The following is a 23,413-nucleotide window of genomic DNA, read 5'->3' on the forward strand; positions in this document are numbered from 1 at the left end:
ATTCCGTCGCCCCTGAGGATAGAAGGGGCATTTTCTGTAGCACGCGTTGCTGGGAATGCCGCCCGTTAGGCGGCTGACTGATTCAATCGGTTGGAGATGAACATGAGCATCTTCGCAAAAGACCTGTTGGAGTTGCGCGCAATGCCGCGCGGCGCACTCACCGAACATCTGCTGCGCACGCTGGCCCTGAACATCATTGCGCCGGGCGTAGCCAGTATGCATGCGGGGTTGTAATGGCCACCCCGCAGCAAGTCGAGTCGATGGGCGACTGGATCATCGATCGAGATCTGGCTCGGTATCACGAGCGCGAACAGAACGACGGGGAGGATGGCGATGTCGACGATACCGAGGTGGAACGTTGTGATGTCGGAAAAGCAGCGCGAGGCCTGGAATAAGCGGCCGGTGAATGTGATCGTGCAGGAGCTTTGCCCGCGCTGTAACAAGTTGGTCGAGGGCGTTTCGAAACGCACGGTCTACACCGGTTTCGGAACGAAGATCGAAGAGACGTGCTGTGCGCCTTGCGCCGAGGCGATCCGCGAGGAATACAACGGCGTCATCTACTGCTGAATTGAAGCTATCCCATCGCCGGGCTACCGGCAAAACCGTTTAGGACAACTAAAGGAGTTCGCAATGTCGGAAGTGATCGCAAGCTCGACGCTGAAAGTGCCGCAACTCGGCCAGTATTGGGAAGGTCAGGGCGGCATCTACGCCGGCATCATGCCCGGTGAAAACGATCAGCGTCCGTACCACCTGATCGTCTCGGAAGAGAGCGGCGACGGCCTCGAATGGGGGGGCTATGGACATCGGGTCGACGGCGCCGATAGCCGCATCGACGGCATGGCCAACACGAAGGCCATCCTCGCCGCCGACGGCGAACATCCTGCCGCCGAATGGGCCGTCAAATATACGAGGGACGGTCACTCCGATTTCTATTTGCCGGCGCAGCGCGAACAGAATCTCTGCTTCGCGACGATCCCCGACCAGTTCGAAACGGACGATTGGTACTGGTCATCTACGCAGTGCTCGGCCGGCAGCGCCTGGGGCCAGTACTTCGATGATGGCTTCCAGTACTACGCGGGCAAGGACTTCCCCGGTCGCGCTCGGGCCGTCCGCAGAATCGAAATTTAAAACTTTCGAAATTTTGCAGTTCGCCACGCGCGAATCACGCGTGTTCTAAGAGGGCTGGCCCGGGGCCTTATCCGGGCATCTTGAGCGGATCGCGTTAGCGAGTGGTTGGCGAGCGGCGCGGGCAATGCCCAAGCTCGCGTCGGCTGCACCGATAGGGCTGTGCCATAGCGCGATCCGTTGAAGATTCAACCTGGGGGTCCAGATGCCCACTCTCACACCCGAAGAAATCGAGCGAATCGATCAAGCGTACGCAACGTCCGCCATCGTCTCCGCTTCGGCGTTTCTTTTTCTGTTCGGCGTCGCCTTCCTCAAAGGCGGTCACTGGCTCCTCGTTCTGATCGGAGGCTGAAATGTTCCAAACACCGAAGCGAAACACCGATTTGCGTCATGTCGATAGCGGCTTGACCGAAGCCGAAAAGAAGCAGGTTGCGCAAGATGTTGCGCGCGCTCGTCAAAAGGAAAAGCTTGGAGAGCGTTACCTACTTCATCCCCGGCACGCCCCGCAGCGCGGAACGTACAACCCGATTACCGGTGCGAGACTCGCATGAAGCTGATCCGCCGTTTCGACAGGTACTACCGGGAGCACCCGAACATCGCCTTTGCTGTGATGTTGGTGATCTGTGCCGTCGTGCTCTACATCGCGCACGACTTCGATTCAAACAATGACACCGCGCTGCGCATGCAGATGTTGGTGACTAACCAAAGGAGCATGACGTAATGCCTCAAATCACCATGGAGTCGGTCGAGTCCTCTCAGATCCATAGCATCGGCCACGATGCAGCCTCCAATACCCTCGCGATCCGCTTCAAGAACAAGGCCGGCGAGCCGTCGTCGCTGTATCACTACGCGAATGTGTCCGCAGAAGACTATGCGGCGTTCAAGGGCGCCGAATCGATCGGCTCGCATTTCTACAAGGGCATCAAACCGTTCGCCGAGAAGTATCCGTACGTGAAGGTGGAATCGGTGTCGAAATCGGAGCAAGCATGAGCACGGCATTGAGCACGCGGAACGAGTTCGGCGCGCAACAACAGACAACCGGCGTTGTCGAGACGGCGTCGGCCGCAGTGGCAGCGCAATCGAAAGCGATGGTCGAAGCACGTTACATCATGGCGATGCGGCGGCCGCGCATGTGGGATCAGGTGCGGCAGGATCTCATCGCCGAATGCAGGCGGCCGTCGTTTGCTCACAACAAGAGCGCGTACTACCGCAAGCCGATTGGTAACGGCGTGGAGGGCCTCGGCATTCGCTTCGTCGAAGTCGCGCTGCGCTGTATGACGAACGTCCTGGTCGAGACGACCATGATCTTCGAGGACGAGGCCAAAGAAGTGCATCGCGTCAGTGTGACGGATCTCGAATCGAACCTAACGTATCCGCTTGACGTGCGCGTATCGAAAACGGTTGAGCGATCGAAGCCGATGGACGATGGTTCCTATATCTCGGTCCGAAAGAACAGCTACGGCAAGATAACTTACACGGTCCCGGCCAACGATGATGATCTTCTCAACAAGCGCGCCGCGCAGATCTCGAAGGCAATCCGGACGCTTGGCCTGCGGATCATACCCGGCGACCTGCAGGACGAAGCCGAGGCGATCATCAAGGCGGTCCGTATGGACGAAGCCGCGCGCGATCCGGCAGCCGAGCGCAAGCGCATCGCCGATGCATTCGGCGAGATCGGCGTCAAAGCGGCCGACCTGACCGAATACCTCGGTCACACGCTCGACACCTGTTCGCCGCACGAACTCGTCGATCTGCGTGGCATCTACGGTGCAATCAAGGACGGCGAAGCAACGTGGAAATCGGTCATGGAGAACAAGGCAGAGCAGCAGGGTGGTGTCGACCAGAACGGGGCAGGAAAGCCGGCAGGCGATACCGGCGCGGGCTCCGGAAAGACGATCCCCGTCTGCACCGACGAAGAGTTCGAGAAGAAGAAGACTGGTTGGCGCAAGCAGATCATCGAGAAGAATAAGACGGTAGACGAACTCGTCGCAACGATCGAGACAAAGATGCGCCTGACCGACGATCAAAAGTTGACCATCGATAGCTGGTCGCACGAACAGGATTGAAAATGGAACGCAAACTCCACAAGTTGCAGCAGGGCTCGCCGGAGTGGTTGCAATTCCGGCTTGATAAGTTCGGCGCCAGCGAGGCGGCCGCAATGCTCGGGTTGTCCTCGAATGTGAAGCGAAACGAACTGCTGCACATGAAGCATACGTGCTTGCCGCAGGAGTTCAGCGAGTGGGTCCAGAAAAACATCCTGGATTACGGCCATGAGGTCGAAGCGCTCGGCCGCCCGATCGTCGAAGAAATGATCGGCGACGATCTCTATCCCGTGACTTACTCCCTTGGAAAAATCTCGGCGTCGTGCGACGGCTTGACGATGGACGGAGCGATCGCCTTCGAGCACAAGCAATGGAATACAGCGCTTGCCGAGGCGGTCCGGGGCGGCGAGTTGCCGGAAGAATACTGGCCGCAATGCCAACAGGTCATGCTGGTCACCGGCGCGAGCAAGGTCATCTTCGTCGTCTCTGATGGCACACGGGACAACTTTGAATCTATCGAAATCGAACCGAGCGATTTGTGGTTCCGTCACCTACAAGACGGCTGGGCTCAATTCGAGCGCGACCTCGCCGAATACCAGCCGCGCGAAATCCCTGAGACGCCGAAGGCCGAGGCCATCATGGCATTGCCGATGCTTGCCGTCCAGATCCGCGGCGAGGTGATAACCAGCAACCTGCCTGCGTTCAAGTCGGCGGCCGAGAAGTTCATCGCCGGCATCAAGACCGATCTCAAGACCGACGAGGATTTCGTCCAGGCTGATGCGACGGTGAAGTTCTGCAAGGAGGCCGAAGATAATCTCGAGGTGGCTAAGAACGCCGCTATCGCGCAGACATCTAGCATCGACGAACTGATGCGGACGGTCGACCACATCCGCGAGCAGTTACGCACGAAACGACTCGCGCTGAGCGCTCTTGTCAAGAACCGCAAGGAGCAGATCAAGGAATTGGCCGTCAGCGAACGCCGTCAGAAATACACCGCGCATGTGGCCGCCCTGAACGCGGAACTAGGCGGCGTGAGCATCGCGGTACCGTCGCCGGACTTCGCCGGCGCGGTTAAGGGGATCAAAACGATCGCGAGCCTGCACAACGCGCTCGATACGGCGCTGGCGAACGGCAAGATTGTCGCCGACGCTGCCGCGAAGGATTTGCGCGCGAAGTTGGATTGGTACAAGCCGCATGCCGAGGCATATGGGTTTCTGTTCCGCGATCTCCAGCAAATCATCCAGAAGCCGGCCGACGACTTCCAGTTGGCCGTGATGGCTCGCATTGACGAGCATAAGCGCGCCGAGGATGCGAAGGAGAAGGCGAAGATGGTAGAAGTACCCGCAGTCGCGTCTGTAACGCCTGTCGGCGCACAGGCTGCGCAGACGCAACCTGCACCGTGGGTTGCACAGGCGCCCATCTCGTCTTCGTCGCGCCCGGCGCCCACCGGCGGCCCGACATTGCGCCTCGGCCAGATCAACGAACGGCTCGCACCGGTCACGCTGACCGCAGACGGGCTCGCATCGCTCGGCTTCACTGCGGAAACGGAAAAGTCGTCGAAGCTTTATCACGAATCGCAGTTCCCGCAGATCTGCGAAGCGCTGATTCGGCACATCACCGAGGTGATGCAAAAGCAGGACGGCGGCGCGCTGCCATTCGAACTCGAACACGCAGCATAACCGAACGGGCATCGCCGCCGGCCGACAGGATGAAGCCCATTGGCGTTGATCTCCGACCTGGCCGGCGGCCGGGGCCCCTCATGGAGTTGTCGTGAGAGACGAAATCGAGAAGTACCTAGGCGGAGTTTCAGAGGCCAGCGCTAAGCGCATATCCGAGCGTATCGGGTTGCCGCACCTCGACGTAGCCAAAGAGTTGAATCGGATGCACGCCGATGGCGTGATCGAGCGCGAGAAGCGCAAGGGCGGCGGAAATGAGTACGTGTACTGGCTCGCGCGTCGAAACCGTCCTGCTGTGGAGAAACCCGAACCGGCTCAGGCGGCTATCGCTGCGCCAACGATTCCTCCGGGCGCGGGCGCCTCGTCGGCGGCATCGAAGCGGGAACCCGAGCCGATGCTAACCGAGGTGGAAAAGGCCTTTTCGAAGTTGGCCGCTCAGACACGTGAACTAATCGAAATCTTCGGCTTGCCGCCCACGATGACGGAAGCACTCGACACAGCCCGAGCGATGGTCGAAATCGCGAAGGCGACTGCATCGGACCGAGATGCTCTGCGCTTGCGGTGCGACGAGTTGGACGTCGAGAACGAATCCAATAAGCGATCGCTTGCCAAGTGGCGCCAGAACTGCGCTGAGCTGGAAGCGCGTATCGATGAACTCACTCTCGGCCCGGTCGGATCAAAGTCACCATTGTTTGTCACGGTCGGGCGATACGCAAAGCCTCAGCGCCACGATTCGCTCGAGAAGGCCCAAAAGCGCGGCCAACGACTCGTGCGTGGCGAGAAGGAATCGGAAGTGCTCGTGCTGGAGCCCATCGGCCGCGTCGTTCGCGGAACAGAATGGCAGCCCAGATAGTTTCAGCGGAAGGCTTTAGAAGTACGTCGCGCTGACTGCCTCGGACGCGACGAATTTAGATGGCTCGCTTGCGCAGGAGCCTACTTTTTCAAAGGATCAGTATGAATGCAATCGTAACGAATCTCGATGTCCCCACCGAAGCCGGGGTCCCGTTCGGCGGCGGGTATTACGTCGGCCGGCTTGTAGTGAACGGCGACGTGTACGCATCGGTCGTCGCACCCAAAGCAACGGGCGAAAAGGATCGCGCGATCTGGCTTCCGACCTACACCGAGATCGTCGGTGCCGATAGTTTCTTCGACGGATTCGGGAACACGAAAGCGATGGCCGAGGCTGGCAGCGAAGTCGCGCGGTGGGCGCTAGCTCTGAACATCAATGGCGAGAGCGACTGGTATTTGCCGGCTCGAGACGAACTCGAACTGCTGTATCGGCACTTGAAGCCGACGGACGACGAGAACTACGTCTATCGCCATGGCGAGAACCCGAGTTCTTTGCCGCCTGGGTATCCCTACACGATCCATTTGCCTGGGCAGACGCCAGTCGAATTGTTCCGAGGCGACGGCGCGGAGGCCCTGGAACCAACATGGTATTGGACCTCAACGCAGTACTCGGCCAGCTACGCCTGGGTCCAGCTCTTCGGTGATGGCGGCCAGGACAGCGCGAGCAAGAACCGCACCGGTCGCGCTCGGGCCGTCCGCAGAATCAAAATTTCGTAATTCAGCAATTTCGACTGCGCATTAAGTGCGTATCGCGTTAAACCAATGGAGGTATTGCGAATGAGCAGCACAGCAGAAATCGAAATTCCGTTCCACGGCGCTCGCTTGAGTGTGCCCAAAGAAGCCGCCGTCAAGGCTTGGCTCGATTCGGCGCTTGGGCGCGCAACCGAGAGGGCTGCATCGGACGTTCCGGCCGTCGGCGAGTACTGGGAAGGTCAGGGTGGTGTCTACGCGGGATTCGTCCGTGGCGAGGGCGGCGCGCTTGGCTGGCACCTCATCGTGCCGACGCATCCCAGCGCGACGAACGACGGCATCAAGTGGGGGCCTTACAACGTAGATACGGGGGCGAAGAGTCACACCGACGGGATGGCTAATACGAAGGCGCTGGCGTTGCTTGGCGACGAGCATCAAGCGGCGATGTGGGCGACGAAGTTGGAGATCGAGGGCCATCGCGATTTCTATCTTCCTGCGCGCCGTGAACTCGCGCTCGCCGAGGTCAATCTCGCAGATCACTTCGTGAAGGGCTGGTACTGGTCATCTATGCAGTACTCGGCCGACAGCGCCTGGTACCAGACCTTCGCTGATGGCGGCCAGGACCGCGCGGGCAAGGGCATCACCGGTCGCGCTCGGGCCGTCCGCAGATTGCAATTTTGAACTTTGAAATTTAGCTATGGCCGCCGCCAAAGAACTGCCGATTTACAAGGTCGCGTATGACCTTTTCAAAGAGGTCACCGAATCGACACGGCATATGCCGAGGGATTTCAAGTTGTCCCTCGGCGGCCGGATCCGCGATGAAGCGCTCGAAATCGTGACGTTAATTTTTCGGGCGAATGCTGCGATCGACAAGGTGCCGTATTTGAGCGATCTGCTCGAGCGCGTCGATGTGATCAATCTCTTGTTGCGCCTCGCGCACGACATGAAGTTCATCGCGACACCGCATTACGCGAGCGCGATCGAACTCACGGCGTCGGTAGGTCGGCAGGCCGGTGGGTGGCGAAAGAAATCGGCATCGTCGCCCGATGCATCACCGTCACGGTGGTGATGCCTGTGCGATTTTCTATCTGGTCGTGCCGCTGCCTCAAGAGGGCACCGACATGCGCAATGAGGATACCGGCAGCGGATGCTGTGCAGGTCCAGCGCAGTTTCTTTGATGATCGGTGAGGGCCTTCATCAAAGCGACGTAGATAGCACGATACGACGCAGTACTCGGCCAACAACGCCTGGAACCAGAACTTCGATGATGGCAACCAGAACAACGCGAACAAGAACAACACCGGTCGCGCTCGGGCCGTCCGCAGAAAGAAGCGATGCCGTGTCTTTCGAAGAACTCGTCGCCGCCTATTTCGATTGCCGGCGCACGAAGCGAAACAGCAAAAACGCGCTCAAGTTCGAACAACGGCTCGAGCGCAATCTCGATCGCCTTTACGGCGAACTGATCGACGGCTCGTATCGTCCGGGCCGCTCAATCTGCTTTGTGGTGACTCGGCCGAAGCCGAGGGAGGTATGGGCGGCGGACTTTCGCGATCGCGTGGTCCACCACCTGCTCTACAACCGCATCGCAGCGCGATTCGAAAACGCATTCATTGCGGATACGTTCGCATGCATCAAAGACCGCGGCACGATGCGTGGCGCCGAGCGGCTCGAAGCGAAAGTGCGCAGTATTACGCAAAACTGGAGCCGTCCGGCGTACTACCTGAAACTGGATCTGGCGAACTTCTTCGTGAGCATCGACAAAAGGGTGCTCTTCGAGCAGCTTGCGGCCAAGATTCCAGAGCCGTTCTGGCGCGAGTTGGCGGCGTTGATCCTTTTTCACGATCCGCGTTCCGATTTTGAATTCCGCGGCGATCCGAAGCTCATGGATCGGGTGCCGCCGCACAAGCGGCTCATGGAGCAACCCGCGCACCTGGGTCTGCCGATCGGCAATCTGTCCAGCCAGTTTTTCGCCAACGTCTATCTCAACGTGCTCGACCAGCATGTGAAGCATCGTTTGCGCTGCCGGCACTACGTTCGATATGTGGACGATTTCATCCTGTTGCATGAATCGGCGAAATGGCTCAACGCGGCGCGCGACGACATCGCGGAATTCCTGCCGGCACGCCTCGGCGCGAAGCTGAACGATCGCAAGACCATCCTGCAACCCATCGAGCGCGGCATCGACTTCGTCGGACACGTGATCAAGCCATGGCATCGCACGACGCGACGCCGAACCTATCACGAAGCACTGCGCCGCGTCGCGCAAGCGCCGGCCGCTGACGTCCATGTGCTGGCCAACAGCTATTTCGGCTTGCTCCGTCAAGCACCAGCTAGTCATCACGACCGCGCGCGGCTCGCGAATGTTGTGCGTGATCGCGGGCACATCGTAGAAGCGGCATTCACCAAAACGTACCGACGCACAGTCATCTAAGAGTCGACGCTATGCCATGCACGCCGTTTCGCACGCCAGACGGTACCACCGGAATAGTTTGCACAAGCCGCCGCCGGCCGCGCTGCTCGGTACCCGGCTGCAACGCGCCGAGTGGCTTTCAGTGCGATCACCGCGTGAAGAGCGGCAAGACATGCGACCGGCACCTGTGCGCGGCGCATGCGCATCAAGTCGGCGACGACATGCATTTTTGCCCTACGCACCTCGCAGAAACGGGCGGCGAGCGGCAGCGCGACTTTTTCAAATGAGGATAGAGATGAGCCGAGAAGAATTGAAGCCGATCCATTGCCCGTTTTGTGGTAGTCGTGAGATTGGCGCATACGATCACCAGCGCATGTATTGCGCGAACTGTTGCGCGCATGGGCCGTTCTGCGATTTAGAAAGCCCTACCGAAGCTTGGAACAGCCGCGCGCAGGACGTTGCGCGAGCGCCGGAGGGGTGGAGGCTCGCGCCGGTCGATCCGACGCCGGAGATTCTTGATGCGATTGCTCTCTGTCGCGATGTCTTGAAAGTCGACAGCCTGACAACCTGGCGAAGAGCCCTTGAGGCAACACCGAGATTTCAAAATACGTTCTGCTCTCAATGCGGCGGTGAATTTGGGCCAGGAAATCATGGATTTAGTCATTGCGAGCACCATCGGAGTGCCCCCGCTGCACCGGCTGTAGCGCCAAAGAGTGACGCGAAGTCGTCCCTATGCGAACGCCTGATTGCTGCGGTAGAGGGTGAATGCGACGGGCTCCCGATCACTGACGAGCAAGCGTCCAATATCCTCGCCTACCTGCAATATGGCCGCGCAATGGGCGATTTGCCCGAGGCGTTCCGCATCATCGATCATGCAATTGGCGTTTCAGAAGCCTATGAGACCGAGACGGCCGGGGGCGACTTGCGCATCGTCACGCTGCGCATGGACCAAGCCAAGAAGCTGCGCGCGTCGATCTATAACGCCGCGGCCGCACAATCCGAGCAGCAAGGATCAACGTTCCCCGAGCGCGACGCAGCCAAGACGAACGCAGAGCAAGGCGACTTGAAGTCCGAGCCGCCGACCGAATACGACTACGCGCACAAGTTCAAACGGGCCGAGCAGCAAGGGGAGTGCGTATGTAAAGGGCCGCTTGGTCATACGCGCGATTGCCCCAAGTTCGACGAATCGATGATGCGGTACGAGCCGTTCGGAAAAATCGAGCAGCAACGCGACGGCGGCACGAAGCCTGTTGGTTTCATGATGAAGCACAAAACAGGCGCCGATATAGCTTTTGCGTGGAAGTCGGACGATCCTAAATTCTCGGCCGACTGGCTGCGCATTCCTCTCGTCATCGAGCAGCCCTCGGCGCGCGTGGAGTTGAGCGATGAGCAGATCGCGAATTTATGGACGCAGGTTTCTGGTCGACCCCTCTATAAAGGCTCTGTGGCTGATACATTCGCCCGCGCCATTCTCGCCGAGGCGATCAAATGAAACAGATACCGCTGACAAAAGGCATGACGGCGTTGGTTGATGATGAAGACTTCGAATGGCTATCAAAGCGTAAGTGGCATTACGCGGTCGCCCGATCCAATCAGCCCGGATACGCGGCCGGAGACAAAAGCGAGCGCATGCACCGACTGATCGTTGGGCTGAAGAAGGGCGACAAGAGAATCGTTGACCACATCGACGGGAACACGCTGAACAACTGCAAAAGCAATCTTAGAATTACTGATGTTCTTGGCAACAACAGGAATAAGTTCTTCACAAATAACAGAACTGGATATAAGGGCGTAAAAAAATCGACCCATTGTGACCGGTGGTGCGCCTTCATAAGCGTTAAGCGGGAGCGCATATATCTCGGAACATTTAAGTCGCCGGAAGAAGCTCACGAAGCCTACAAGGCTGCAGCCAAGGAGCACTTCGGAGAGTTCGCGAATTATGGGAAGTGCCGAGAATCCAGCGCGGCACAGACGGGGGAATCGAAATGAGCGTTGAATTGAAGCGGTGCCCAATGTGCGGCGGTGAGGCAGAAGTGCAAACAGCCGGCGTGCTGCATCTAATTGTCTGCAAAGGCTGTGGTGTCAAGAGCGCCCATTATGCAGGCAACCTACAGGAGGAAACCATCGCCGCATGGAACCGCCGAGCCGCAAGCGCTGCGCCTGCGCCGACCAATGTCGATGACAATCTGAAGGCGACAGACGGCCCGTTGCTTGAACTCGATGTATTGCTCGCGCGACTTCACGAGGACGTGTGGGAATCGGCAATCCAATCGCTCTGCGCGTTTGACGAAGCCGGAGTCGAAGAAGCGAAGGCGATCCAACGTCATGTGCGAAACATGCTCGCCAGCGCTGCGCCTGCTGAGGGGCGGGAGGCGGTGGGCGAGCGGGCGGCGCTGCCCGATGAGGTTAAAGATGCGCTGACTCACGCGGCCGGAAGATGGCGGGGAGCGGCATGCACCACACACGATGATTACGAGGGCAATTGGCGGTCGTCGGATTACCAGCGACGCGCGAAAGTCATTGAGGATTGGCTCGACTCCCGCACCGCACTCGCTACTGCGCCCACTACGCAATGCAAGCTTTGCAATTCGTCAGGCCCCGATATGCCGTGCGCTTATCCCACCGAGATCAATCGACAACAGGCTAAGCGTATTGCGGAATTAGAGACGAGGCTAGCCACCGCCCCGACGATGAGCGAGGCGGTGCGGACGTTACCGGATCGCAAAGAAGTAACGGACCCGTGGGGGTATGACGAAGGCGGTAACTACGAATGCGGCTATGCGAACGGCTGGAATGAGTGCCTCGAAGAGATCGCCGAAATCGACCGCGCCAACGCAGAGAAAAAGGATTGATATGGTATCAGGTGTTTTCGACGCTCTTTGCGGGGCGCTTCTGGTCGGAAGTGTGTGGCTTTACGTCGAAGCGAAGCGCACACGTCGCAGGATAAAGATGCTTCTTAGAGCCAACGAAGAGGGAGAAGGGAAATGGCGCCGGAAGAACTGATACCCCTGATAGACATGGCGTTCTCGCGCGAAAACAAATTTCACTTCGGACTTGCGCAGTACGAACGCTTCGCGGCCGCCATCGAAGCCGCGACGATAGAGCGGTGCATCACCGTCGTGCGCAGTGAACTCGGCCTAGATGGCGTAGCCGATGCACTACGACGCTTTCTTGCTAAGAAGGAGGGAACGTGAGTCGACGAGAATATCCGTACATCGGCGTGGATCGAGTAATCAAGGGAAACAAGCAATGTCACTGTTGCCGGCAGACCGCTATTCGCAAGGTCGAGATCCAGGTCAACTGGTTCCGCGGCGATGACGAGGTTTTCCAGCTTTGCGAACTGCATTACGCCTTTGTGGGCAAGAAAGCATGGCGGGAATTGTTTGCGGCTGCCGAGGCCGAGAAGGAATCGCGTAGGAAATGCAACGAGCACGCGCGGAAATGCGCCGCAGAGCGCAAAGCGCGCACGGAGCAACCATGACTGACGACTACTCCGACCTGATCGCACAGTTATACAAAAATGCGCCCCTAGTTGGCTGCGAGTTCAGTTCTCCAATTGGAGACGAGATCGAAAAAGCGGCTGACGCCCTAACGCACCTATCGCAACGAGTCCAACGGCAGGCGCTCGAATACGTCTCTCTGTCGGCGCAGTGCGATGAGAATGTGGCGCGGATTGCCGAACTAGAGGCTAAAAATGCGGCGTGGGTGCAGCAGAAGATTGACGCTGACGCCCGCATCGCCGCCCTCGAATCGCAGCTAGCCGCCCTCGAAGCCGATCGCGACTCATGGCGCGATCAGTGCTCGCAGCGCGTCGACGATTGGGATGAGATGCGCAAGAAGTATCTATGCTGCTCGGCAACGTGCGACGAGTTGCATGGGGAGGTGGAGACGCTGAAGGCCGACAATGCCTCCATGCTCGACGGGCTGACGAAGGAATCGACAGCGCGATGCGAGGCAGAAGATAAGGTCGCCGTCCTCGAATCGCAGATCGCGGCGAGGGAGAGTTTGCTCCGAGAATCATACGAGTTGACGTGCTATGCCGCTGCCCCGTTCACTGCGCCGAAAGAGCGTCATCGAGACTGCGATAAAAACGTCTATTACATCTATCCAACTACAGAGGATTGGTGGGACGGTCTTCGAGATGACATCGAAGCACTTCAGCCGAAGTTGGCCGCTGCAGTCAGCGCTGAAAAGGAACGTCAATCGTGAGGGAACTCCCTATCCTTTTCAGCGGCGCCATGATCCGCGCCATCCAAGACGACCGAAAGACGCAGACGCGCCGCGTCGTGCTGCCGCAGCCTCAAGCCAGCGATCAGGGAAATCTAATCGGAGAATGGCTCAGCCGCCCGCTTGGGGGTCTTCTTCTACCCAAGGTTCAGGACATCGCGGTCCATTGCCCCTATGGGCAATCGGGCGACACGCTGGCCGTGCGCGAGACGTTCTTCGCCTACGGCCGTTGGGAAACGCGCTATAGCGCCAAGAAAGGACGCGACGAGTGGCACTTCATCGACATGACGGTCGAGTGCGATCGTGCATATCAGTACGCGGTCGATGATCCGGACATTCCGTTGACGAAGAATCGGGGCGGCGTGACGCCCGGATGGTGGAAGCGGCCTGCAATCCATATGCCGCGCCGAGCTTCGCGTATGAAGCTCGAGGTGATGGGCGTCCGCGTCGAGCGGTTGCGGGCGATCGATTGGGAGGATGCGATCGCCGAGGGTATTCGTGACCCTCGCCGCGCCGCTTGGCGCGTCGATCCAGTCGAGGGGTGCGTTGCGAAATATCGCGAGCTTTGGGACGGTCTCAATGCCGCGCGCGGCCACGGCTGGGACACGAATCCTTGGGTTTGGGTCGTCGAATTTCGGAGAATTACGTGAAGACAAGCGACGTAAAAGCCGCGCTTCGTGCGAGGTTCTGTGGGCCCGAATGGGCGCTCTTTTTCGAGGTGGCCGACGCCACCGGCGCGCGCCATCGACGCTGGGCGGATGCCGTCGCTATCAATCTCTTCCCATCGCGCGGGCTCGAGATCCATGGCTTCGAGATCAAGGTTAGCCGCTCCGACTGGCTCCGCGAGCTAAAGAACCCCGAGAAGTCCGCGCCTGTGCAGCAGTACTGCGATCGATGGTGGATTGTCGCGCCGGCCGCCACGATCGCGCCTGGCGAACTGCCACCAACCTGGGGGCACTTCGAAGCGCAGTCGGGCGGGAAGATCCGGCAGGTCGTTGCTGCGCCGAAACTGCCTTCGAAGCCCGTAACGCGTGAATTCGTCGCGGCCATGCTCCGGCGAGCTAGTGAACTCGACGCCGGTGAGGTGGGCGCCGCAGTCGCGGCGGAAGTAGCACGACAGCGCGAGGGCGATGAATCTCGTATCGCACGCGAGATCGAGCACCGTACGCGCCATTACGCTGAGTTGAAAAAATCCGTCGAGGAGATCGAGCGCATCTCGGGCGTGAAGATCAACTCGTGGAACGACGAGCATATCGGCCGCGCCGTGCGGGCAGTCATGCAGATGGGCGTCTGCCAAACGTACGGCGGAGTAAAGGATCTGCGCGTTCAAGTCGAGCGGCTCCTGAAGCATTGCGATGAGGCGCTCGAAATATTCAAGGAAGCCGAAGAGGTGCCCGATGAAGCCCGATAGTTGCTCTACCTGTGGTGCAGCACCCGACAGTCTAGTGGCTGCGTGCAGCGCCCCTGGTTGTCCGATCTTCCCGGCATCCGAACCGAAACCACGCCTCGACACCGTGACCGCAACCACAAACGCGCGTGCCGCGCGCGTCGAAGAGCGCTGTAGCCATGTAGTGGTGGGCTATGTCATGCAACACCATTTCCTTGCAAAGCGGGCGATCGTGGTCGGCGCAGAGGTGCGATGGTTCCCGAACGAAGACGAGTTCCAGAACATGATGGGCTGGAAGAAATATCCCGATGGCCCTGGCGTTCCGCACGAAGGATGGCCGCTCGACGAATCGCCGGCGCCGATCTCGGTCGCACCGCCAGCGGCAGCACCTCAGACACCCGCGCGACCCGCTCTCACGGCGCCGCCCTCGGCGCGCCTGCTCGAAAGCACGGAGGCAGCGCTCGGCGTGCTCGCGCACGAACTCGGTTGCGTCTACGACGTTTCGATCCCCCATAACGCGGGCTGGTTTGTGCCGGGCAAGCCTATGGCTTGCGCGAGCGCATATGACGCGATCAGGGGGCTCGTTGCGAGCTTGCAAGCGGGCGGTACCGTATATCGGCCATCGGCCGCCAATGAAGATACGACCACCCCAACCGTGCCGGCCGCCGCGCTCAAGCAAAGCGACGCCAACGACAAAATCGCGCAAGGAGCGCTCTTCTGATGCAATACCTGACTGATGCGAGCGATTTGGTGATGCAACGCGGCGCGCAGATCAGCGACTGCGGCGCGTATCGATATCGCCTTTGGCGCGAATGGGACCGCTGCCGGCCCACGCTCGGATTCCTGATGCTCAATCCGAGTACTGCTGATCATACGGCCGACGACCAAACGATCACCCGGTGCATGTCGCGTGCAATGAAGGACGGCTACGGCCGCCTTGAGGTTGCTAACCTGTTCCCGCTGCGTGCGACGAACCCGGACGAATTATTGACGCACGCCGATCCGCTCGGCCCGCGGAACACAGCCGACGGCGCCGTGATGGATGCGCTCGATGGGGCATCGATGGTCATCTGCGCATGGGGTACTCATTCGGCCGCCGCGGCGCGCGCATCCGATCTGATGAGCATCTTCGCCATGGTCGGCTGGCGCAATCGGCTTTACCACCTTGGACTCAACAAGGACGGAAGTCCGAAGCATCCGCTTTATATCGCCGCGAGCACGCGGCCGAAGCCTTTCACGCTGGAGTAGCGCATGAGCGACACGTTTCTAACCCCGGAAGAAGTTGGAGAGCTGACCGGCATTCTCTGCGGCCGAGGCGGAAAGACCAGGGAGCAGTTGCAGATAGAATGGCTTCGCACCTCGGGGCTTCCGTTCTGGACGAATGCGCGCGGGCGGCCCGTCATCGCTCGTTCGGCGATTGACGGGCGCTCGCGCTCCGAAGATGCGCCACGCCCGAAGTGGCAACCGAAGGTTCTTGCGTTGAGGTGAAAGCATGGGCCGGAAGCCGACGGTCAACCTGAACTGCCCGCCGCGCATGCGCCCGCGGCCGCGCGGGAAGGTGACCTACTACTACTACGACTGGGGCGGCAAGCCACGCCGTGAGGAACCGCTCGGCACGGATTTCGTGCTGGCGGTGCAGCGCTGGGCGGAGATCGAGCAAGCGCAAGTGCCGCGAACGGCTGTACCAACGTTCAAGGATGCGGCCGACATCTACCTGCGGGAAATCATTCCGACGAAGGCACCGCGCACGCAGAGCGACAACCTCAAGGAACTTGCATTCCTACGCGAGTTTTTTGGCGAGGGGCCGCTCGACGAAATCGAGCCGGTGCACATCAAACAGTACCTCCGCTGGCGCCACCAGAGGGCCGTCTGCTGGTACGAAGAAAAGAAGCGCACCGTACCGGCTGACGCGGGGCACGTGCGGGCCAATCGCGAGATCGCGCTGTTCAGCCATATCTTCAACAACGCGCGCGAGATCGGCCTCACGAAGGCGGCGAATCCGTGTCTCGGCGTGAAGAAGAACAGCGAGGACGGCCGCGATGTCTACGTGGAGGACGATCTGTACTCGCGCGTGTATGCGCATGCCGACGATCCCACGCGCGACGCAATGGATCTTGCCTATCTAGCCGGTCAGCGGCCACAGGACACGCTCAACTACGACGAGCGCGATATCCGAGAAGGTTACCTATTTATCGATCAGGGAAAGACCGGTAAAAAGCTCCGCATGGAAGTGGTGGGGGAGTTGAAGTCGGTGATCGATCGGATCCGGGCGCGCAAGGTGGCATACAAGGTCGTCAGCACCGCACTCGTGGTAACGGAGACCGGGCAACGTATGACGCTTCGCACGTTGCAGTATCGGTTTCGCACCGCGCGCACGGAGGCCGGGATACCCGCCAAGGATTTCCAGTTCAGGGATCTTCGCGCTAAGGCCGGCACGGACAAGACGGATGCGACTGACATTCGTCAGGCACAGCAGCAACTCGGGCACGGGTCCGTTACGATGACAGAGCACTACGTGCGAAAGCGCAGGGGTGATAAGGTCGGTCCGACGCGTTGAAATTCCCTTCCGCAATTCGTTGCGGAGGTTGGCTGGGTGTGGCGCAGATGGGCGCTATTTTTACTGGTTTGCGGAATAAAAAACGAGCTAATGCGCTGATTTTATTGTATTTTTCCCAGGACTCATAATCCGCCTCCGAAAGGACACCGTGGGTTCGACTCCCACCCGGCCCACCATTCGACGTATTGCAGGGGAGTCCAGAGAGTTTCGTTTAAGGCATCCTGACGAGCGCAAGGCGCATATCGATGGGCTTCTCGGCGCTTTTCAAGCAGGGTTGCATTCGGTAGAAGGGCATCGGAGCGAGGCGGCCGGGCGGCGTACTCAGGCGTCGTGCAGTGCTGACCACAGACCAAGATGTTCCACGAACGGCTCGAAGTCCCGATCGCTAAACAGCAACGGAACGCGATTTTCGATGCAATAGGTCGCAATGATCGAGTCAATCGTTTTACGGATCGTCACGCCTTGTGTCCTAAGGTATCGATAATTTCTGGCGGCTTGAATAGCGACATTTTCACCAGCCAGCGTGAGCACGCGCATAGTGCCCGTCATCGTTTGCCGGACGAGATTGAATTCCCGCTCGGAGCGCACTCCCTGTAAGACCTCCGCAACGATGAGATCTCCCGAGACGATCTCCTCGGCACCGAGCAAAGCGTCAAGCTTCGTTGTCTCTGCGGAGCGCACGTCCTTGAAGTAGTCAATCCAAACGCTCGAATCGACCAATATCATTAATCCCTTCTCATTTCGTCAAGGTCCCCTTGCCAGTCGATCTTGCCGCGGAGCCGGCGAAGCTCTTCCTGCCGCTTCAGCTGGATGATCTTCTGCAAGCCGAGTTCCACCACTTCCCGTTTAGTTTTCAAGCCGGATGCGGCTAGGGCGTCCGACATGAGGCGATCGTCGATGTCGATGTTGGTCCGCATGATGTGTATAATTAGATGGGTTTATACACATAGTACCTTGCAGACGATGCGGAATCAATGACTAGACGGGCGATGACGTCGGTTTTGCTATCGAGGCAACAGGTCCAGATCAGCCAATCTCACTTCTATCGCGTTTGCGGTCCGCAGGTGCTCTGGATCGTCGATGGAAAAGGGACCTTCGGCGACACTGACGATGATGGTGCCCTTATGCGTACTGCCGTCCAGGACTGGCGCCAGCTCCGCCGCCTCGGGTAACTCCTCGCGCGTAATTGCCGTCGGAAGATAGAGCATCCAGCCGGCGCCCGGTCGTTTCGGAAAGACTTGATGCGTGGTGTAGTACATCAGTGGCCCAACTCGAATGCTGGAGGCGACGGGCCAGATGGCGAGCAAGCCGAGCACGAATCTCTGCATCGCCCTACAGTCATTGAGTGCTTCGACTTCGTCGAATTGCACGTAGAGTAGACCGGTACGGTTGCAGGGATCACATGAGAACGAGACAGAGAACGAGCCGCCTCTGCCTTTCTCTTTTCCGCTCCAGACACCGGTTCTCCGGTATGTGGTTGTCGCGTCCTTATCGTCGTGTAAGCGAAGCAACTCCAGCGCCGCTGGCGTTGGACCGTTTTGATCAAATGCTGCATGCGCAAGGGACTTCTTCCGTGTAGCCGCAGGCGGGTACCAATTTTCAACTGGCAGGCCGTACGGTTCGAACAGTTTGGCGATTCTCCATAGAGTGCGGAGATGTTCCTCTCGCGAAGGTAGGGTAGCTTGTTGATGCTGGAAGGTTAGGAAGATGACCATGTCACGGATGGAGTAATGATTCAATTGCAAGTTTTTCGTCGATGAAGATTCGCGAGAAATATCGATGAGAAATGGGTTGCATGAAATACCAGGTCAATCTTGATGGCGGATTATCTATTACTACGCGATTTTGTGTTCGAGCTTGATTGAGCATACGTTCCACGCCGAAGATTTCGAAAAAGCGTTTGGGTCGGCCGGTTTGTTTGTCGAAAAACTGATCGTAGCGGGCCTTCGCTTCCTGCAGGCGGCATTCCGGTGCGCGAAAACCATCGAATTCGATATTCTCGAATTTCCACATCGATTAAATCCGCAAAGCGATCGTCGGGAGCGGCGCCAGGCTCACTTAGCCAGTTTCGAATTGCCGGCTTGCGATGGAAGCCCGGGGCTTGCATTTTGACTGCGTCGCACGGTTGAACCGTGCCACAGCGGAAAAAATCGGACTAACGGAGGAGCATTGGACGAATCGATCGTCGCTCTCGCGGGGGCACTCCTCGAAGCCAGTCGCCATGTGAATCCCACCGGCGCCACCAAGGGTCGTAGCGCTCCATCTAGCCGAAAGAAGCTTCTGCCGTCACACTGAAAGTTCTTTGATATTAGCCCCTTTGGTGCTAATCTGCTTCCCAGAGGTAGCGCACGCTGCGCAGCCCGCACCCGCAAGGAAGATCGAAATGGACAGAACCTTGGACATCGTCAAAACGGAAGCGGAAATCGCCAAGTTGATGGCTGAGACTGCGAAGCTGAATTTGGAGTCGCGATGGATGCCCTTCGTGTGGGCCAGCGGCTTGATTCTTGCGGTTATGACGATAACGAAATTCCTCTTCGAGTAGTTCCAGGGGCCGCCACTAGGCGGCTTTCTCATATGAAATACACGGCCCCCACAGCCGAAGACTTCCAGCGTCTCAAGAACGAACTCGGCCGCACCGGCGAACAGATGGCCGAGCTTTTTGCGGTCGCTAGCGGCCAGCAGTGGCGCAAGTACACTGGTGGAATCACCCCCCGAGAAATGAGCCCGCAAATGCTGTTCTTCGGTGCGGCGCGGCTCGTGTTGTCGAATGATGAATTCGAGAGAGTGCTCGCGAAAATGCGTGAGATCGGGGCACAGATCGAGGTGGATTAGAACGCAGAGGTCCAGTCCCGCCAATCTCACTAGACGGCCGCAAACACGACCGCGCCTTGTCGGTCTACGTCGGTGAAGAATCGCATGAATCGATACGCTTCGCCGTTCATGCTCAGTTCGTTCAGGCCCGACTCCGTGAATTCGAGAATGGCGTCGGCGAGGTCGTTACGTATCACGCCGCACTTAGGCAAGTTCTCGTCCGGCATCGTTTCGTCGCCGACATATAGCGTGCAGGTGCCGGTATCCCGGCTTTTCACCATGACCAAGTGACCGCCTTTGTCCAGCGCAAGCTCCATGTACTCGGACAATGTTGCCATGGCTTCGACACATAATGCGACCTGATGGCCAGAAGTCGTCCCCATCGCGTCCCCCGATCCTTGAGCATCCGATAGCATCCTACTCCATGGGGATTCGATGCCACCAGCCTGCGCGGACACATTTCGCTTTATTTCGTCGGCAGGGTACGGAAAACGGCATAGGGGTTTCGTTTAAGGCATCCCCTAACGTATCGGAAAGACCCGCGCAGCCCGCGGCACGGCCACCGCGCGGTCGCCGGCTTTCAATGCCAGCGCGCCCCACGCGTCTCGCTCGACCTGCGCTTCGAGCGGCTGCCCACCGCGCGTGGCCAGTTCCACGCGCACGACCGCACCGAGCGAAACGACTCGCTTCACATCGACGGCAATGCCCGCATGCCGCTCGTCGATCGCCGCCGTGAGTAACAGATCGTGCGGGCGCACATACGCGTGCGCCGGCCCCGTGAAATCGGCCGCCACCCGAACGGGTAGCGTGGCGCCCTCGGCGACGAAGCCATCGGCGAGCACCGCACCGCCCAACCGATTCGCAGCCCCGAGAAACGAGCACACGAACGCATTGGCGGGGTGATCGTAGACCGCCTGCGGGCTGCCGGCCTGCTCGACTCGGCCGCGATTCATCACGACGATCCGATCGGCCACATCGAGCGCTTCCTCTTGGTCGTGCGTGACAAAAATCGTCGAAATGCGTAATTCGTCGTGGAGCCGGCGCAGCCAAGCGCGCAACTCTTTGCGCACTTTCGCATCGAGCGCGCCGAACGGCTCGTCGAGGAGCAGGACTTTCGGTTCGACCGCCAGCGCACGCGCGAGGGCGATCCGTTGCCGTTGCCCGCCCGATAGCGCCGTCGGATACGATTGCGCTAGCCAGTCGAGCTGAACGAGGCCGAGCAATGCGTGCACCTTCTCCCTAATCGCGGCCTCGCTGGGACGTACTCGTCGCGCGCGAGCCCGCAGCCCGAACGCGACGTTCTCGAACACCGTCATATGGCGAAAGAGCGCGTAGTGCTGAAACACGAAACCCACCTCGCGTTCGCGCGCCCCGACGGCCGCAACGTCCTCTCCATGCAACAGGACATGCCCCGCGTCCGCCTGTTCGAGACCGGCGATCACGCGCAGCAAGGTCGTCTTGCCGCAACCGGAGGGACCGACGAGCGCAACGAGTTCCCCCGCCGGAAAATCGAGCGACACATCGTCGAGCGCGCTGAAGTGCCCGAAACGCTTTTGCAGATGACGTACGGTAATGCTCATGAGTGCGGTGCCTCGTCAAGGTTGCGTGCCCGGTAGCGCGCGCGTGTCGTGCGCGGCTGCCACCTCGGCGGCGACACGCCGCTCGGCGATCAATTTCACGGCAAGCGTGACCAGTGCGAGCATCGCGAGCAGCGACGCGACTGCGAACGCCGCCGCAATGTTGTAGTCGTTATAGAGCGCCTCGACGTGTAGCGGCATCGTGTCGGTTCGCCCGCGAATGTGGCCCGAGACGACCGACACGGCCCCGAACTCGCCCATCGCTCGCGCGTTGCAGAGAATCACGCCATACAGCACGCCCCACTTGACGTTCGGCAGCGTGACTCTGCGAAAAATCTGCCAGCCGGTCGCGCCAAGCACGCGCGCGGCCTCCTCTTCTTCGTTGCCTTGCGCTTGCATGAGGGGAACCAATTCTCGGGCGACGAGCGGAAACGTCACGAATATCGTGGCCAGCACGATGCCCGGCACCGCGAACACGATTTGGACGCCGTGTGCGTCGAGCCATGGACCGAATCGCCCCTGAGCGCCGAACAAGAGTACGTAGAGCATCCCCGAAATGACGGGCGACACCGAGAACGGCAAATCGATCAACGTCGTGAGCAGCGCCTTGCCGCGAAACTCGAACTTCGCGATGGCCCAGGATGCGCAGATGCCGAACGCTAGATTGAGCGGAACGGCGATCGCGGCGACGGTTAACGTCAGCCGAATCGCGGCCCGGGCATCGGGGTCGGCCAACGCTGCGAAGTAGACGCCCAGCCCCTTGCTCAACGCCTGGGCAAACACGGCCACGAGCGGCAATCCAAGGAACAGTGCAAGAAACGTTAGCGCCACGCCGATGAGCAGTATGCGTGCGGCGAGCGGCTCGCCGACCGGGTCCACTCGGCCAGTCGCGCGGCGCCGATCTTCGACGAAGGGGACGGTATAGGTACGCTCGTTCATTGGGCGCTTGCCTCCACGGCCATCGCGGACGGGAAGCGCGCTTGCACGGCACGAGACGCCCGACTGATGCGTCGTTGCAGCCACCATTGCAACGTATTGACGAGCAAGAGGACGGCAAAGGAAGCAGCGAGCATCACGGCGGCCACAGCGGTCGCGCCTGCATAGTCGTATTGTTCGAGCTTGGTCACGATGACGAGCGAGGTGATTTCCGATGCCATCGGTACGTTACCGGCTATGAAGATCACGGAGCCGTATTCGCCGAGTGCGCGCGCAAACGCAAGCGCAAAGCCCGTCATCAAGGCAGGCACGATGGCCGGCAGAACGACTCGCGAAAACGTTCGCCAACGCGACGCACCAAGACACGCGGCGGCCTCTTCTTGCTCGCGTTCGAATTCCGCGAGCACCGGCTGCACCGTACGCACCACGAACGGCAAGCCGATGAACGTCAATGCGACGAATACGCCGAGCGGGGTATAGGCGACACGCACGCCGAGCGGCGCCAGCAGTGCACCGATCCACCCATTGGGCGAATACAACGCTGCCAGCGCGATGCCGGCTACTGCGGTAGGCAGTGCGAATGGCAGATCGACGGCCGCGTCGACAAGACGTTTGAACGGAAACGCGTAGCGCACGAGCACCCAGGCGATGATGAAACCGAAAACCGCATTGATCAGTGCGCCGAGCAGCGCTGCAGTGAATGTTAGCCGGTACGACGCCACCACGCGAGGCGATGCGACGGCCGCGACGAACTGCGGCAAAGAGAGCGTCGAGACCTTGAAGAACGCAAAGGCCAGAGGAATCAGCACCACAAGGCTCAGATAACCCAATGCGATCGAGAGCGTCAGCCGGAAGCCGGGCAGCGCGCTTGGCTTGCGAAACAGATACGTGGCCATGCTCGTCACTCAACCCCGTTTTATCAACACCGGGCCGAGTCTATCGAGAACGCGTGATATGCAAAACCAACGGTTGCTCATTCCTATATATGCAATTTCGATAAGCGCCCCTGTCTGCATCGCGACGAGCGACTGCATGCCCCTGCGCGATCAACCGAGGCCGCTTTTCGAAAATTGTGGAAATCAAAGCAGAAAGCGTTGGTTCGAAATCCGTCATGCGGAACTTAGAC

General features: G+C 59.5%; 36 protein-coding genes. 28 read left to right on the forward strand and 8 right to left on the reverse strand.

Going from position 1 to position 23,413, the window contains the following annotated elements:
• Positions 1–102: 102 nt before the first annotated feature.
• The 26 genes from ACTHN9_RS20495 (at position 103) to ACTHN9_RS20620 (ending at position 16,963) form a co-directional block, all read left to right on the forward strand.
• Complete coding sequence (locus tag ACTHN9_RS20495; RefSeq protein WP_440538608.1) at positions 103–234, forward strand: hypothetical protein; 132 nt, start codon at positions 103–105, stop codon at positions 232–234.
• A 99-nt stretch (positions 235–333) separates the two neighbouring features.
• On the forward strand, positions 334–567 hold the full coding sequence (locus ACTHN9_RS20500; RefSeq protein WP_440538609.1) for a hypothetical protein: 234 nt from the start codon (positions 334–336) through the stop codon (positions 565–567).
• Positions 568–630: 63 nt separating this feature from the next.
• The gene (locus ACTHN9_RS20505) at positions 631–1,128 is read left to right on the forward strand and encodes a DUF1566 domain-containing protein (RefSeq protein ID WP_440538610.1); all 498 of its coding nucleotides are present in this window, start codon (positions 631–633) and stop codon (positions 1,126–1,128) included.
• Positions 1,129–1,330: 202 nt separating this feature from the next.
• Positions 1,331–1,477, forward strand: a complete 147-nt coding sequence (locus ACTHN9_RS20510) for a hypothetical protein (protein ID WP_440538611.1) — start codon at positions 1,331–1,333, stop codon at positions 1,475–1,477.
• 1 nt (position 1,478) lies between these two features.
• A complete protein-coding gene (locus tag ACTHN9_RS20515; protein ID WP_440538612.1) occupies positions 1,479–1,676 on the forward strand; it encodes a hypothetical protein in 198 nt (65 codons plus the stop codon).
• A complete protein-coding gene (locus ACTHN9_RS20520; RefSeq protein WP_440538613.1) occupies positions 1,673–1,846 on the forward strand; it encodes a hypothetical protein in 174 nt (57 codons plus the stop codon). The genes ACTHN9_RS20515 and ACTHN9_RS20520 overlap by 4 nt, the downstream gene beginning before the upstream one ends.
• Complete coding sequence (locus ACTHN9_RS20525) at positions 1,846–2,115, forward strand: KTSC domain-containing protein (RefSeq protein ID WP_440538614.1); 270 nt, start codon at positions 1,846–1,848, stop codon at positions 2,113–2,115. The genes ACTHN9_RS20520 and ACTHN9_RS20525 overlap by 1 nt, the downstream gene beginning before the upstream one ends.
• Positions 2,112–3,191: a hypothetical protein gene (locus ACTHN9_RS20530; RefSeq protein ID WP_440538615.1), complete on the forward strand. Its 1,080-nt coding sequence runs from the start codon at positions 2,112–2,114 to the stop codon at positions 3,189–3,191. Before ACTHN9_RS20525 ends, ACTHN9_RS20530 begins: the two co-directional genes overlap by 4 nt.
• Positions 3,192–3,193: 2 nt before the next feature.
• Complete coding sequence (locus ACTHN9_RS20535; RefSeq protein WP_440538616.1) at positions 3,194–4,846, forward strand: YqaJ viral recombinase family protein; 1,653 nt, start codon at positions 3,194–3,196, stop codon at positions 4,844–4,846.
• Positions 4,847–4,937: 91 nt separating this feature from the next.
• Positions 4,938–5,696, forward strand: a complete 759-nt coding sequence (locus tag ACTHN9_RS20540; RefSeq protein ID WP_440538617.1) for a 1-pyrroline-5-carboxylate dehydrogenase — start codon at positions 4,938–4,940, stop codon at positions 5,694–5,696.
• 101 nt (positions 5,697–5,797) lie between these two features.
• On the forward strand, positions 5,798–6,409 hold the full coding sequence (locus tag ACTHN9_RS20545) for an Lcl domain-containing protein (RefSeq protein WP_440538618.1): 612 nt from the start codon (positions 5,798–5,800) through the stop codon (positions 6,407–6,409).
• Between the two features lie 60 nt (positions 6,410–6,469).
• A complete protein-coding gene (locus ACTHN9_RS20550; protein WP_440538619.1) occupies positions 6,470–7,063 on the forward strand; it encodes a hypothetical protein in 594 nt (197 codons plus the stop codon).
• Positions 7,064–7,079: 16 nt separating this feature from the next.
• Positions 7,080–7,451, forward strand: coding sequence for a four helix bundle protein (locus ACTHN9_RS20555; RefSeq protein WP_440538620.1), 372 nt, complete (start codon positions 7,080–7,082; stop codon positions 7,449–7,451).
• 198 nt (positions 7,452–7,649) lie between these two features.
• Positions 7,650–8,813, forward strand: coding sequence for an RNA-directed DNA polymerase (locus ACTHN9_RS20560; protein ID WP_440538658.1), 1,164 nt, complete (start codon positions 7,650–7,652; stop codon positions 8,811–8,813).
• A 274-nt stretch (positions 8,814–9,087) separates the two neighbouring features.
• On the forward strand, positions 9,088–10,284 hold the full coding sequence (locus ACTHN9_RS20565; RefSeq protein WP_440538621.1) for a Lar family restriction alleviation protein: 1,197 nt from the start codon (positions 9,088–9,090) through the stop codon (positions 10,282–10,284).
• Entirely contained in the window at positions 10,281–10,781 is a 501-nt protein-coding gene (locus tag ACTHN9_RS20570) for an AP2 domain-containing protein (RefSeq protein WP_440538622.1), read from the forward strand. The genes ACTHN9_RS20565 and ACTHN9_RS20570 overlap by 4 nt, the downstream gene beginning before the upstream one ends.
• Positions 10,778–11,644, forward strand: coding sequence for a Lar family restriction alleviation protein (locus ACTHN9_RS20575; protein ID WP_440538623.1), 867 nt, complete (start codon positions 10,778–10,780; stop codon positions 11,642–11,644). The genes ACTHN9_RS20570 and ACTHN9_RS20575 overlap by 4 nt, the downstream gene beginning before the upstream one ends.
• Positions 11,645–11,776: 132 nt before the next feature.
• Positions 11,777–11,986: a hypothetical protein gene (locus ACTHN9_RS20580; protein WP_440538624.1), complete on the forward strand. Its 210-nt coding sequence runs from the start codon at positions 11,777–11,779 to the stop codon at positions 11,984–11,986.
• Positions 11,983–12,273, forward strand: coding sequence for a hypothetical protein (locus ACTHN9_RS20585; RefSeq protein WP_440538625.1), 291 nt, complete (start codon positions 11,983–11,985; stop codon positions 12,271–12,273). The genes ACTHN9_RS20580 and ACTHN9_RS20585 overlap by 4 nt, the downstream gene beginning before the upstream one ends.
• Positions 12,270–13,001: a hypothetical protein gene (locus ACTHN9_RS20590; protein ID WP_440538626.1), complete on the forward strand. Its 732-nt coding sequence runs from the start codon at positions 12,270–12,272 to the stop codon at positions 12,999–13,001. The genes ACTHN9_RS20585 and ACTHN9_RS20590 overlap by 4 nt, the downstream gene beginning before the upstream one ends.
• Positions 12,998–13,669, forward strand: coding sequence for a hypothetical protein (locus ACTHN9_RS20595; RefSeq protein ID WP_440538627.1), 672 nt, complete (start codon positions 12,998–13,000; stop codon positions 13,667–13,669). The genes ACTHN9_RS20590 and ACTHN9_RS20595 overlap by 4 nt, the downstream gene beginning before the upstream one ends.
• On the forward strand, positions 13,666–14,430 hold the full coding sequence (locus ACTHN9_RS20600) for a hypothetical protein (protein WP_440538628.1): 765 nt from the start codon (positions 13,666–13,668) through the stop codon (positions 14,428–14,430). The genes ACTHN9_RS20595 and ACTHN9_RS20600 overlap by 4 nt, the downstream gene beginning before the upstream one ends.
• 103 nt (positions 14,431–14,533) lie before the next feature.
• Positions 14,534–15,127 carry a hypothetical protein gene (locus ACTHN9_RS20605; protein WP_440538629.1) on the forward strand — a complete coding sequence of 198 codons (594 nt, stop codon included), beginning with the start codon at positions 14,534–14,536 and terminating at the stop codon, positions 15,125–15,127.
• Positions 15,127–15,654: a DUF1643 domain-containing protein gene (locus ACTHN9_RS20610; protein ID WP_440538630.1), complete on the forward strand. Its 528-nt coding sequence runs from the start codon at positions 15,127–15,129 to the stop codon at positions 15,652–15,654. The genes ACTHN9_RS20605 and ACTHN9_RS20610 overlap by 1 nt, the downstream gene beginning before the upstream one ends.
• Before the next feature lie 3 nt (positions 15,655–15,657).
• Complete coding sequence (locus tag ACTHN9_RS20615; RefSeq protein WP_440538631.1) at positions 15,658–15,894, forward strand: DUF4224 domain-containing protein; 237 nt, start codon at positions 15,658–15,660, stop codon at positions 15,892–15,894.
• 4 nt (positions 15,895–15,898) lie between these two features.
• A complete protein-coding gene (locus ACTHN9_RS20620; RefSeq protein ID WP_440538632.1) occupies positions 15,899–16,963 on the forward strand; it encodes a tyrosine-type recombinase/integrase in 1,065 nt (354 codons plus the stop codon).
• A 321-nt stretch (positions 16,964–17,284) separates the two neighbouring features.
• Here the strand turns inward: ACTHN9_RS20620 and vapC are convergent, their stop codons facing one another.
• The 4 genes from vapC to ACTHN9_RS20640 all read right to left on the reverse strand — a co-directional run bounded on the left by vapC (position 17,285) and on the right by ACTHN9_RS20640 (position 18,976).
• Positions 17,285–17,689, reverse strand: coding sequence for a type II toxin-antitoxin system VapC family toxin (gene vapC / locus ACTHN9_RS20625; protein WP_440538633.1), 405 nt, complete (start codon positions 17,687–17,689; stop codon positions 17,285–17,287).
• Positions 17,689–17,880: a type II toxin-antitoxin system VapB family antitoxin gene (locus ACTHN9_RS20630; RefSeq protein ID WP_440538634.1), complete on the reverse strand. Its 192-nt coding sequence runs from the start codon at positions 17,878–17,880 to the stop codon at positions 17,689–17,691. The genes vapC and ACTHN9_RS20630 overlap by 1 nt, the downstream gene beginning before the upstream one ends.
• 87 nt (positions 17,881–17,967) lie before the next feature.
• Positions 17,968–18,708, reverse strand: a complete 741-nt coding sequence (locus tag ACTHN9_RS20635; RefSeq protein WP_440538635.1) for an Imm52 family immunity protein — start codon at positions 18,706–18,708, stop codon at positions 17,968–17,970.
• Positions 18,680–18,976, reverse strand: coding sequence for a Tox-REase-5 domain-containing protein (locus ACTHN9_RS20640; RefSeq protein WP_440538636.1), 297 nt, complete (start codon positions 18,974–18,976; stop codon positions 18,680–18,682). The genes ACTHN9_RS20635 and ACTHN9_RS20640 overlap by 29 nt, the downstream gene beginning before the upstream one ends.
• Positions 18,977–19,346: 370 nt before the next feature.
• Here ACTHN9_RS20640 and ACTHN9_RS20645 point away from each other — a divergent pair, with 370 nt between their 5' ends.
• Positions 19,347–19,505: a hypothetical protein gene (locus ACTHN9_RS20645; protein WP_440538637.1), complete on the forward strand. Its 159-nt coding sequence runs from the start codon at positions 19,347–19,349 to the stop codon at positions 19,503–19,505.
• A 32-nt stretch (positions 19,506–19,537) separates the two neighbouring features.
• Complete coding sequence (locus tag ACTHN9_RS20650) at positions 19,538–19,795, forward strand: hypothetical protein (RefSeq protein WP_440538638.1); 258 nt, start codon at positions 19,538–19,540, stop codon at positions 19,793–19,795.
• A gap of 29 nt (positions 19,796–19,824) precedes the next feature.
• Here ACTHN9_RS20650 and ACTHN9_RS20655 read toward each other — a convergent pair whose 3' ends face one another.
• The 4 genes from ACTHN9_RS20655 to cysT form a co-directional block, all read right to left on the reverse strand.
• Positions 19,825–20,112: a hypothetical protein gene (locus ACTHN9_RS20655; RefSeq protein ID WP_440538639.1), complete on the reverse strand. Its 288-nt coding sequence runs from the start codon at positions 20,110–20,112 to the stop codon at positions 19,825–19,827.
• 183 nt (positions 20,113–20,295) lie between these two features.
• Entirely contained in the window at positions 20,296–21,354 is a 1,059-nt protein-coding gene (locus ACTHN9_RS20660) for a sulfate/molybdate ABC transporter ATP-binding protein (RefSeq protein WP_440538640.1), read from the reverse strand.
• Between the two features lie 15 nt (positions 21,355–21,369).
• Positions 21,370–22,290 carry a sulfate ABC transporter permease subunit CysW gene (gene cysW / locus ACTHN9_RS20665; RefSeq protein WP_440538641.1) on the reverse strand — a complete coding sequence of 307 codons (921 nt, stop codon included), beginning with the start codon at positions 22,288–22,290 and terminating at the stop codon, positions 21,370–21,372.
• On the reverse strand, positions 22,287–23,183 hold the full coding sequence (cysT, locus tag ACTHN9_RS20670) for a sulfate ABC transporter permease subunit CysT (protein ID WP_440538642.1): 897 nt from the start codon (positions 23,181–23,183) through the stop codon (positions 22,287–22,289). The genes cysW and cysT overlap by 4 nt, the downstream gene beginning before the upstream one ends.
• Positions 23,184–23,413: the final 230 nt, after the last annotated feature.

Origin of the sequence: Trinickia sp. (genome assembly GCF_051953405.1) — a bacterium.
Classification (GTDB): Bacteria; Pseudomonadota; Gammaproteobacteria; order Burkholderiales; family Burkholderiaceae; genus Trinickia.

What these genes read in the sequence shown, in the direction of transcription:
- ACTHN9_RS20495 (WP_440538608.1), top strand. Translation starts at nt 103, where the DNA reads ATGAGCATCTTCGCAAAAGACCTGTTGGAGTTGCGCGCAATGCCGCGC.
- ACTHN9_RS20500 (WP_440538609.1), top strand. Translation starts at nt 334, where the DNA reads ATGTCGACGATACCGAGGTGGAACGTTGTGATGTCGGAAAAGCAGCGC.
- ACTHN9_RS20505 (WP_440538610.1), top strand. Translation starts at nt 631, where the DNA reads ATGTCGGAAGTGATCGCAAGCTCGACGCTGAAAGTGCCGCAACTCGGC.
- ACTHN9_RS20510 (WP_440538611.1), top strand. Translation starts at nt 1,331, where the DNA reads ATGCCCACTCTCACACCCGAAGAAATCGAGCGAATCGATCAAGCGTAC.
- ACTHN9_RS20515 (WP_440538612.1), top strand. Translation starts at nt 1,479, where the DNA reads ATGTTCCAAACACCGAAGCGAAACACCGATTTGCGTCATGTCGATAGC.
- ACTHN9_RS20520 (WP_440538613.1), top strand. Translation starts at nt 1,673, where the DNA reads ATGAAGCTGATCCGCCGTTTCGACAGGTACTACCGGGAGCACCCGAAC.
- ACTHN9_RS20525 (WP_440538614.1), top strand. Translation starts at nt 1,846, where the DNA reads ATGCCTCAAATCACCATGGAGTCGGTCGAGTCCTCTCAGATCCATAGC.
- ACTHN9_RS20530 (WP_440538615.1), top strand. Translation starts at nt 2,112, where the DNA reads ATGAGCACGGCATTGAGCACGCGGAACGAGTTCGGCGCGCAACAACAG.
- ACTHN9_RS20535 (WP_440538616.1), top strand. Translation starts at nt 3,194, where the DNA reads ATGGAACGCAAACTCCACAAGTTGCAGCAGGGCTCGCCGGAGTGGTTG.
- ACTHN9_RS20545 (WP_440538618.1), top strand. Translation starts at nt 5,798, where the DNA reads ATGAATGCAATCGTAACGAATCTCGATGTCCCCACCGAAGCCGGGGTC.
- ACTHN9_RS20550 (WP_440538619.1), top strand. Translation starts at nt 6,470, where the DNA reads ATGAGCAGCACAGCAGAAATCGAAATTCCGTTCCACGGCGCTCGCTTG.
- ACTHN9_RS20555 (WP_440538620.1), top strand. Translation starts at nt 7,080, where the DNA reads ATGGCCGCCGCCAAAGAACTGCCGATTTACAAGGTCGCGTATGACCTT.
- ACTHN9_RS20560 (WP_440538658.1), top strand. Translation starts at nt 7,650, where the DNA reads ATGGCAACCAGAACAACGCGAACAAGAACAACACCGGTCGCGCTCGGG.
- ACTHN9_RS20565 (WP_440538621.1), top strand. Translation starts at nt 9,088, where the DNA reads ATGAGCCGAGAAGAATTGAAGCCGATCCATTGCCCGTTTTGTGGTAGT.
- ACTHN9_RS20570 (WP_440538622.1), top strand. Translation starts at nt 10,281, where the DNA reads ATGAAACAGATACCGCTGACAAAAGGCATGACGGCGTTGGTTGATGAT.
- ACTHN9_RS20575 (WP_440538623.1), top strand. Translation starts at nt 10,778, where the DNA reads ATGAGCGTTGAATTGAAGCGGTGCCCAATGTGCGGCGGTGAGGCAGAA.
- ACTHN9_RS20580 (WP_440538624.1), top strand. Translation starts at nt 11,777, where the DNA reads ATGGCGCCGGAAGAACTGATACCCCTGATAGACATGGCGTTCTCGCGC.
- ACTHN9_RS20590 (WP_440538626.1), top strand. Translation starts at nt 12,270, where the DNA reads ATGACTGACGACTACTCCGACCTGATCGCACAGTTATACAAAAATGCG.
- ACTHN9_RS20610 (WP_440538630.1), top strand. Translation starts at nt 15,127, where the DNA reads ATGCAATACCTGACTGATGCGAGCGATTTGGTGATGCAACGCGGCGCG.
- ACTHN9_RS20615 (WP_440538631.1), top strand. Translation starts at nt 15,658, where the DNA reads ATGAGCGACACGTTTCTAACCCCGGAAGAAGTTGGAGAGCTGACCGGC.
- ACTHN9_RS20620 (WP_440538632.1), top strand. Translation starts at nt 15,899, where the DNA reads ATGGGCCGGAAGCCGACGGTCAACCTGAACTGCCCGCCGCGCATGCGC.
- vapC (WP_440538633.1), bottom strand. Translation starts at nt 17,689, where the DNA reads ATGATATTGGTCGATTCGAGCGTTTGGATTGACTACTTCAAGGACGTG.
- ACTHN9_RS20630 (WP_440538634.1), bottom strand. Translation starts at nt 17,880, where the DNA reads ATGCGGACCAACATCGACATCGACGATCGCCTCATGTCGGACGCCCTA.
- ACTHN9_RS20640 (WP_440538636.1), bottom strand. Translation starts at nt 18,976, where the DNA reads ATGTGGAAATTCGAGAATATCGAATTCGATGGTTTTCGCGCACCGGAA.
- ACTHN9_RS20645 (WP_440538637.1), top strand. Translation starts at nt 19,347, where the DNA reads ATGGACAGAACCTTGGACATCGTCAAAACGGAAGCGGAAATCGCCAAG.
- ACTHN9_RS20650 (WP_440538638.1), top strand. Translation starts at nt 19,538, where the DNA reads ATGAAATACACGGCCCCCACAGCCGAAGACTTCCAGCGTCTCAAGAAC.
- ACTHN9_RS20655 (WP_440538639.1), bottom strand. Translation starts at nt 20,112, where the DNA reads ATGGCAACATTGTCCGAGTACATGGAGCTTGCGCTGGACAAAGGCGGT.
- ACTHN9_RS20660 (WP_440538640.1), bottom strand. Translation starts at nt 21,354, where the DNA reads ATGAGCATTACCGTACGTCATCTGCAAAAGCGTTTCGGGCACTTCAGC.
- cysW (WP_440538641.1), bottom strand. Translation starts at nt 22,290, where the DNA reads ATGAACGAGCGTACCTATACCGTCCCCTTCGTCGAAGATCGGCGCCGC.
- cysT (WP_440538642.1), bottom strand. Translation starts at nt 23,183, where the DNA reads ATGGCCACGTATCTGTTTCGCAAGCCAAGCGCGCTGCCCGGCTTCCGG.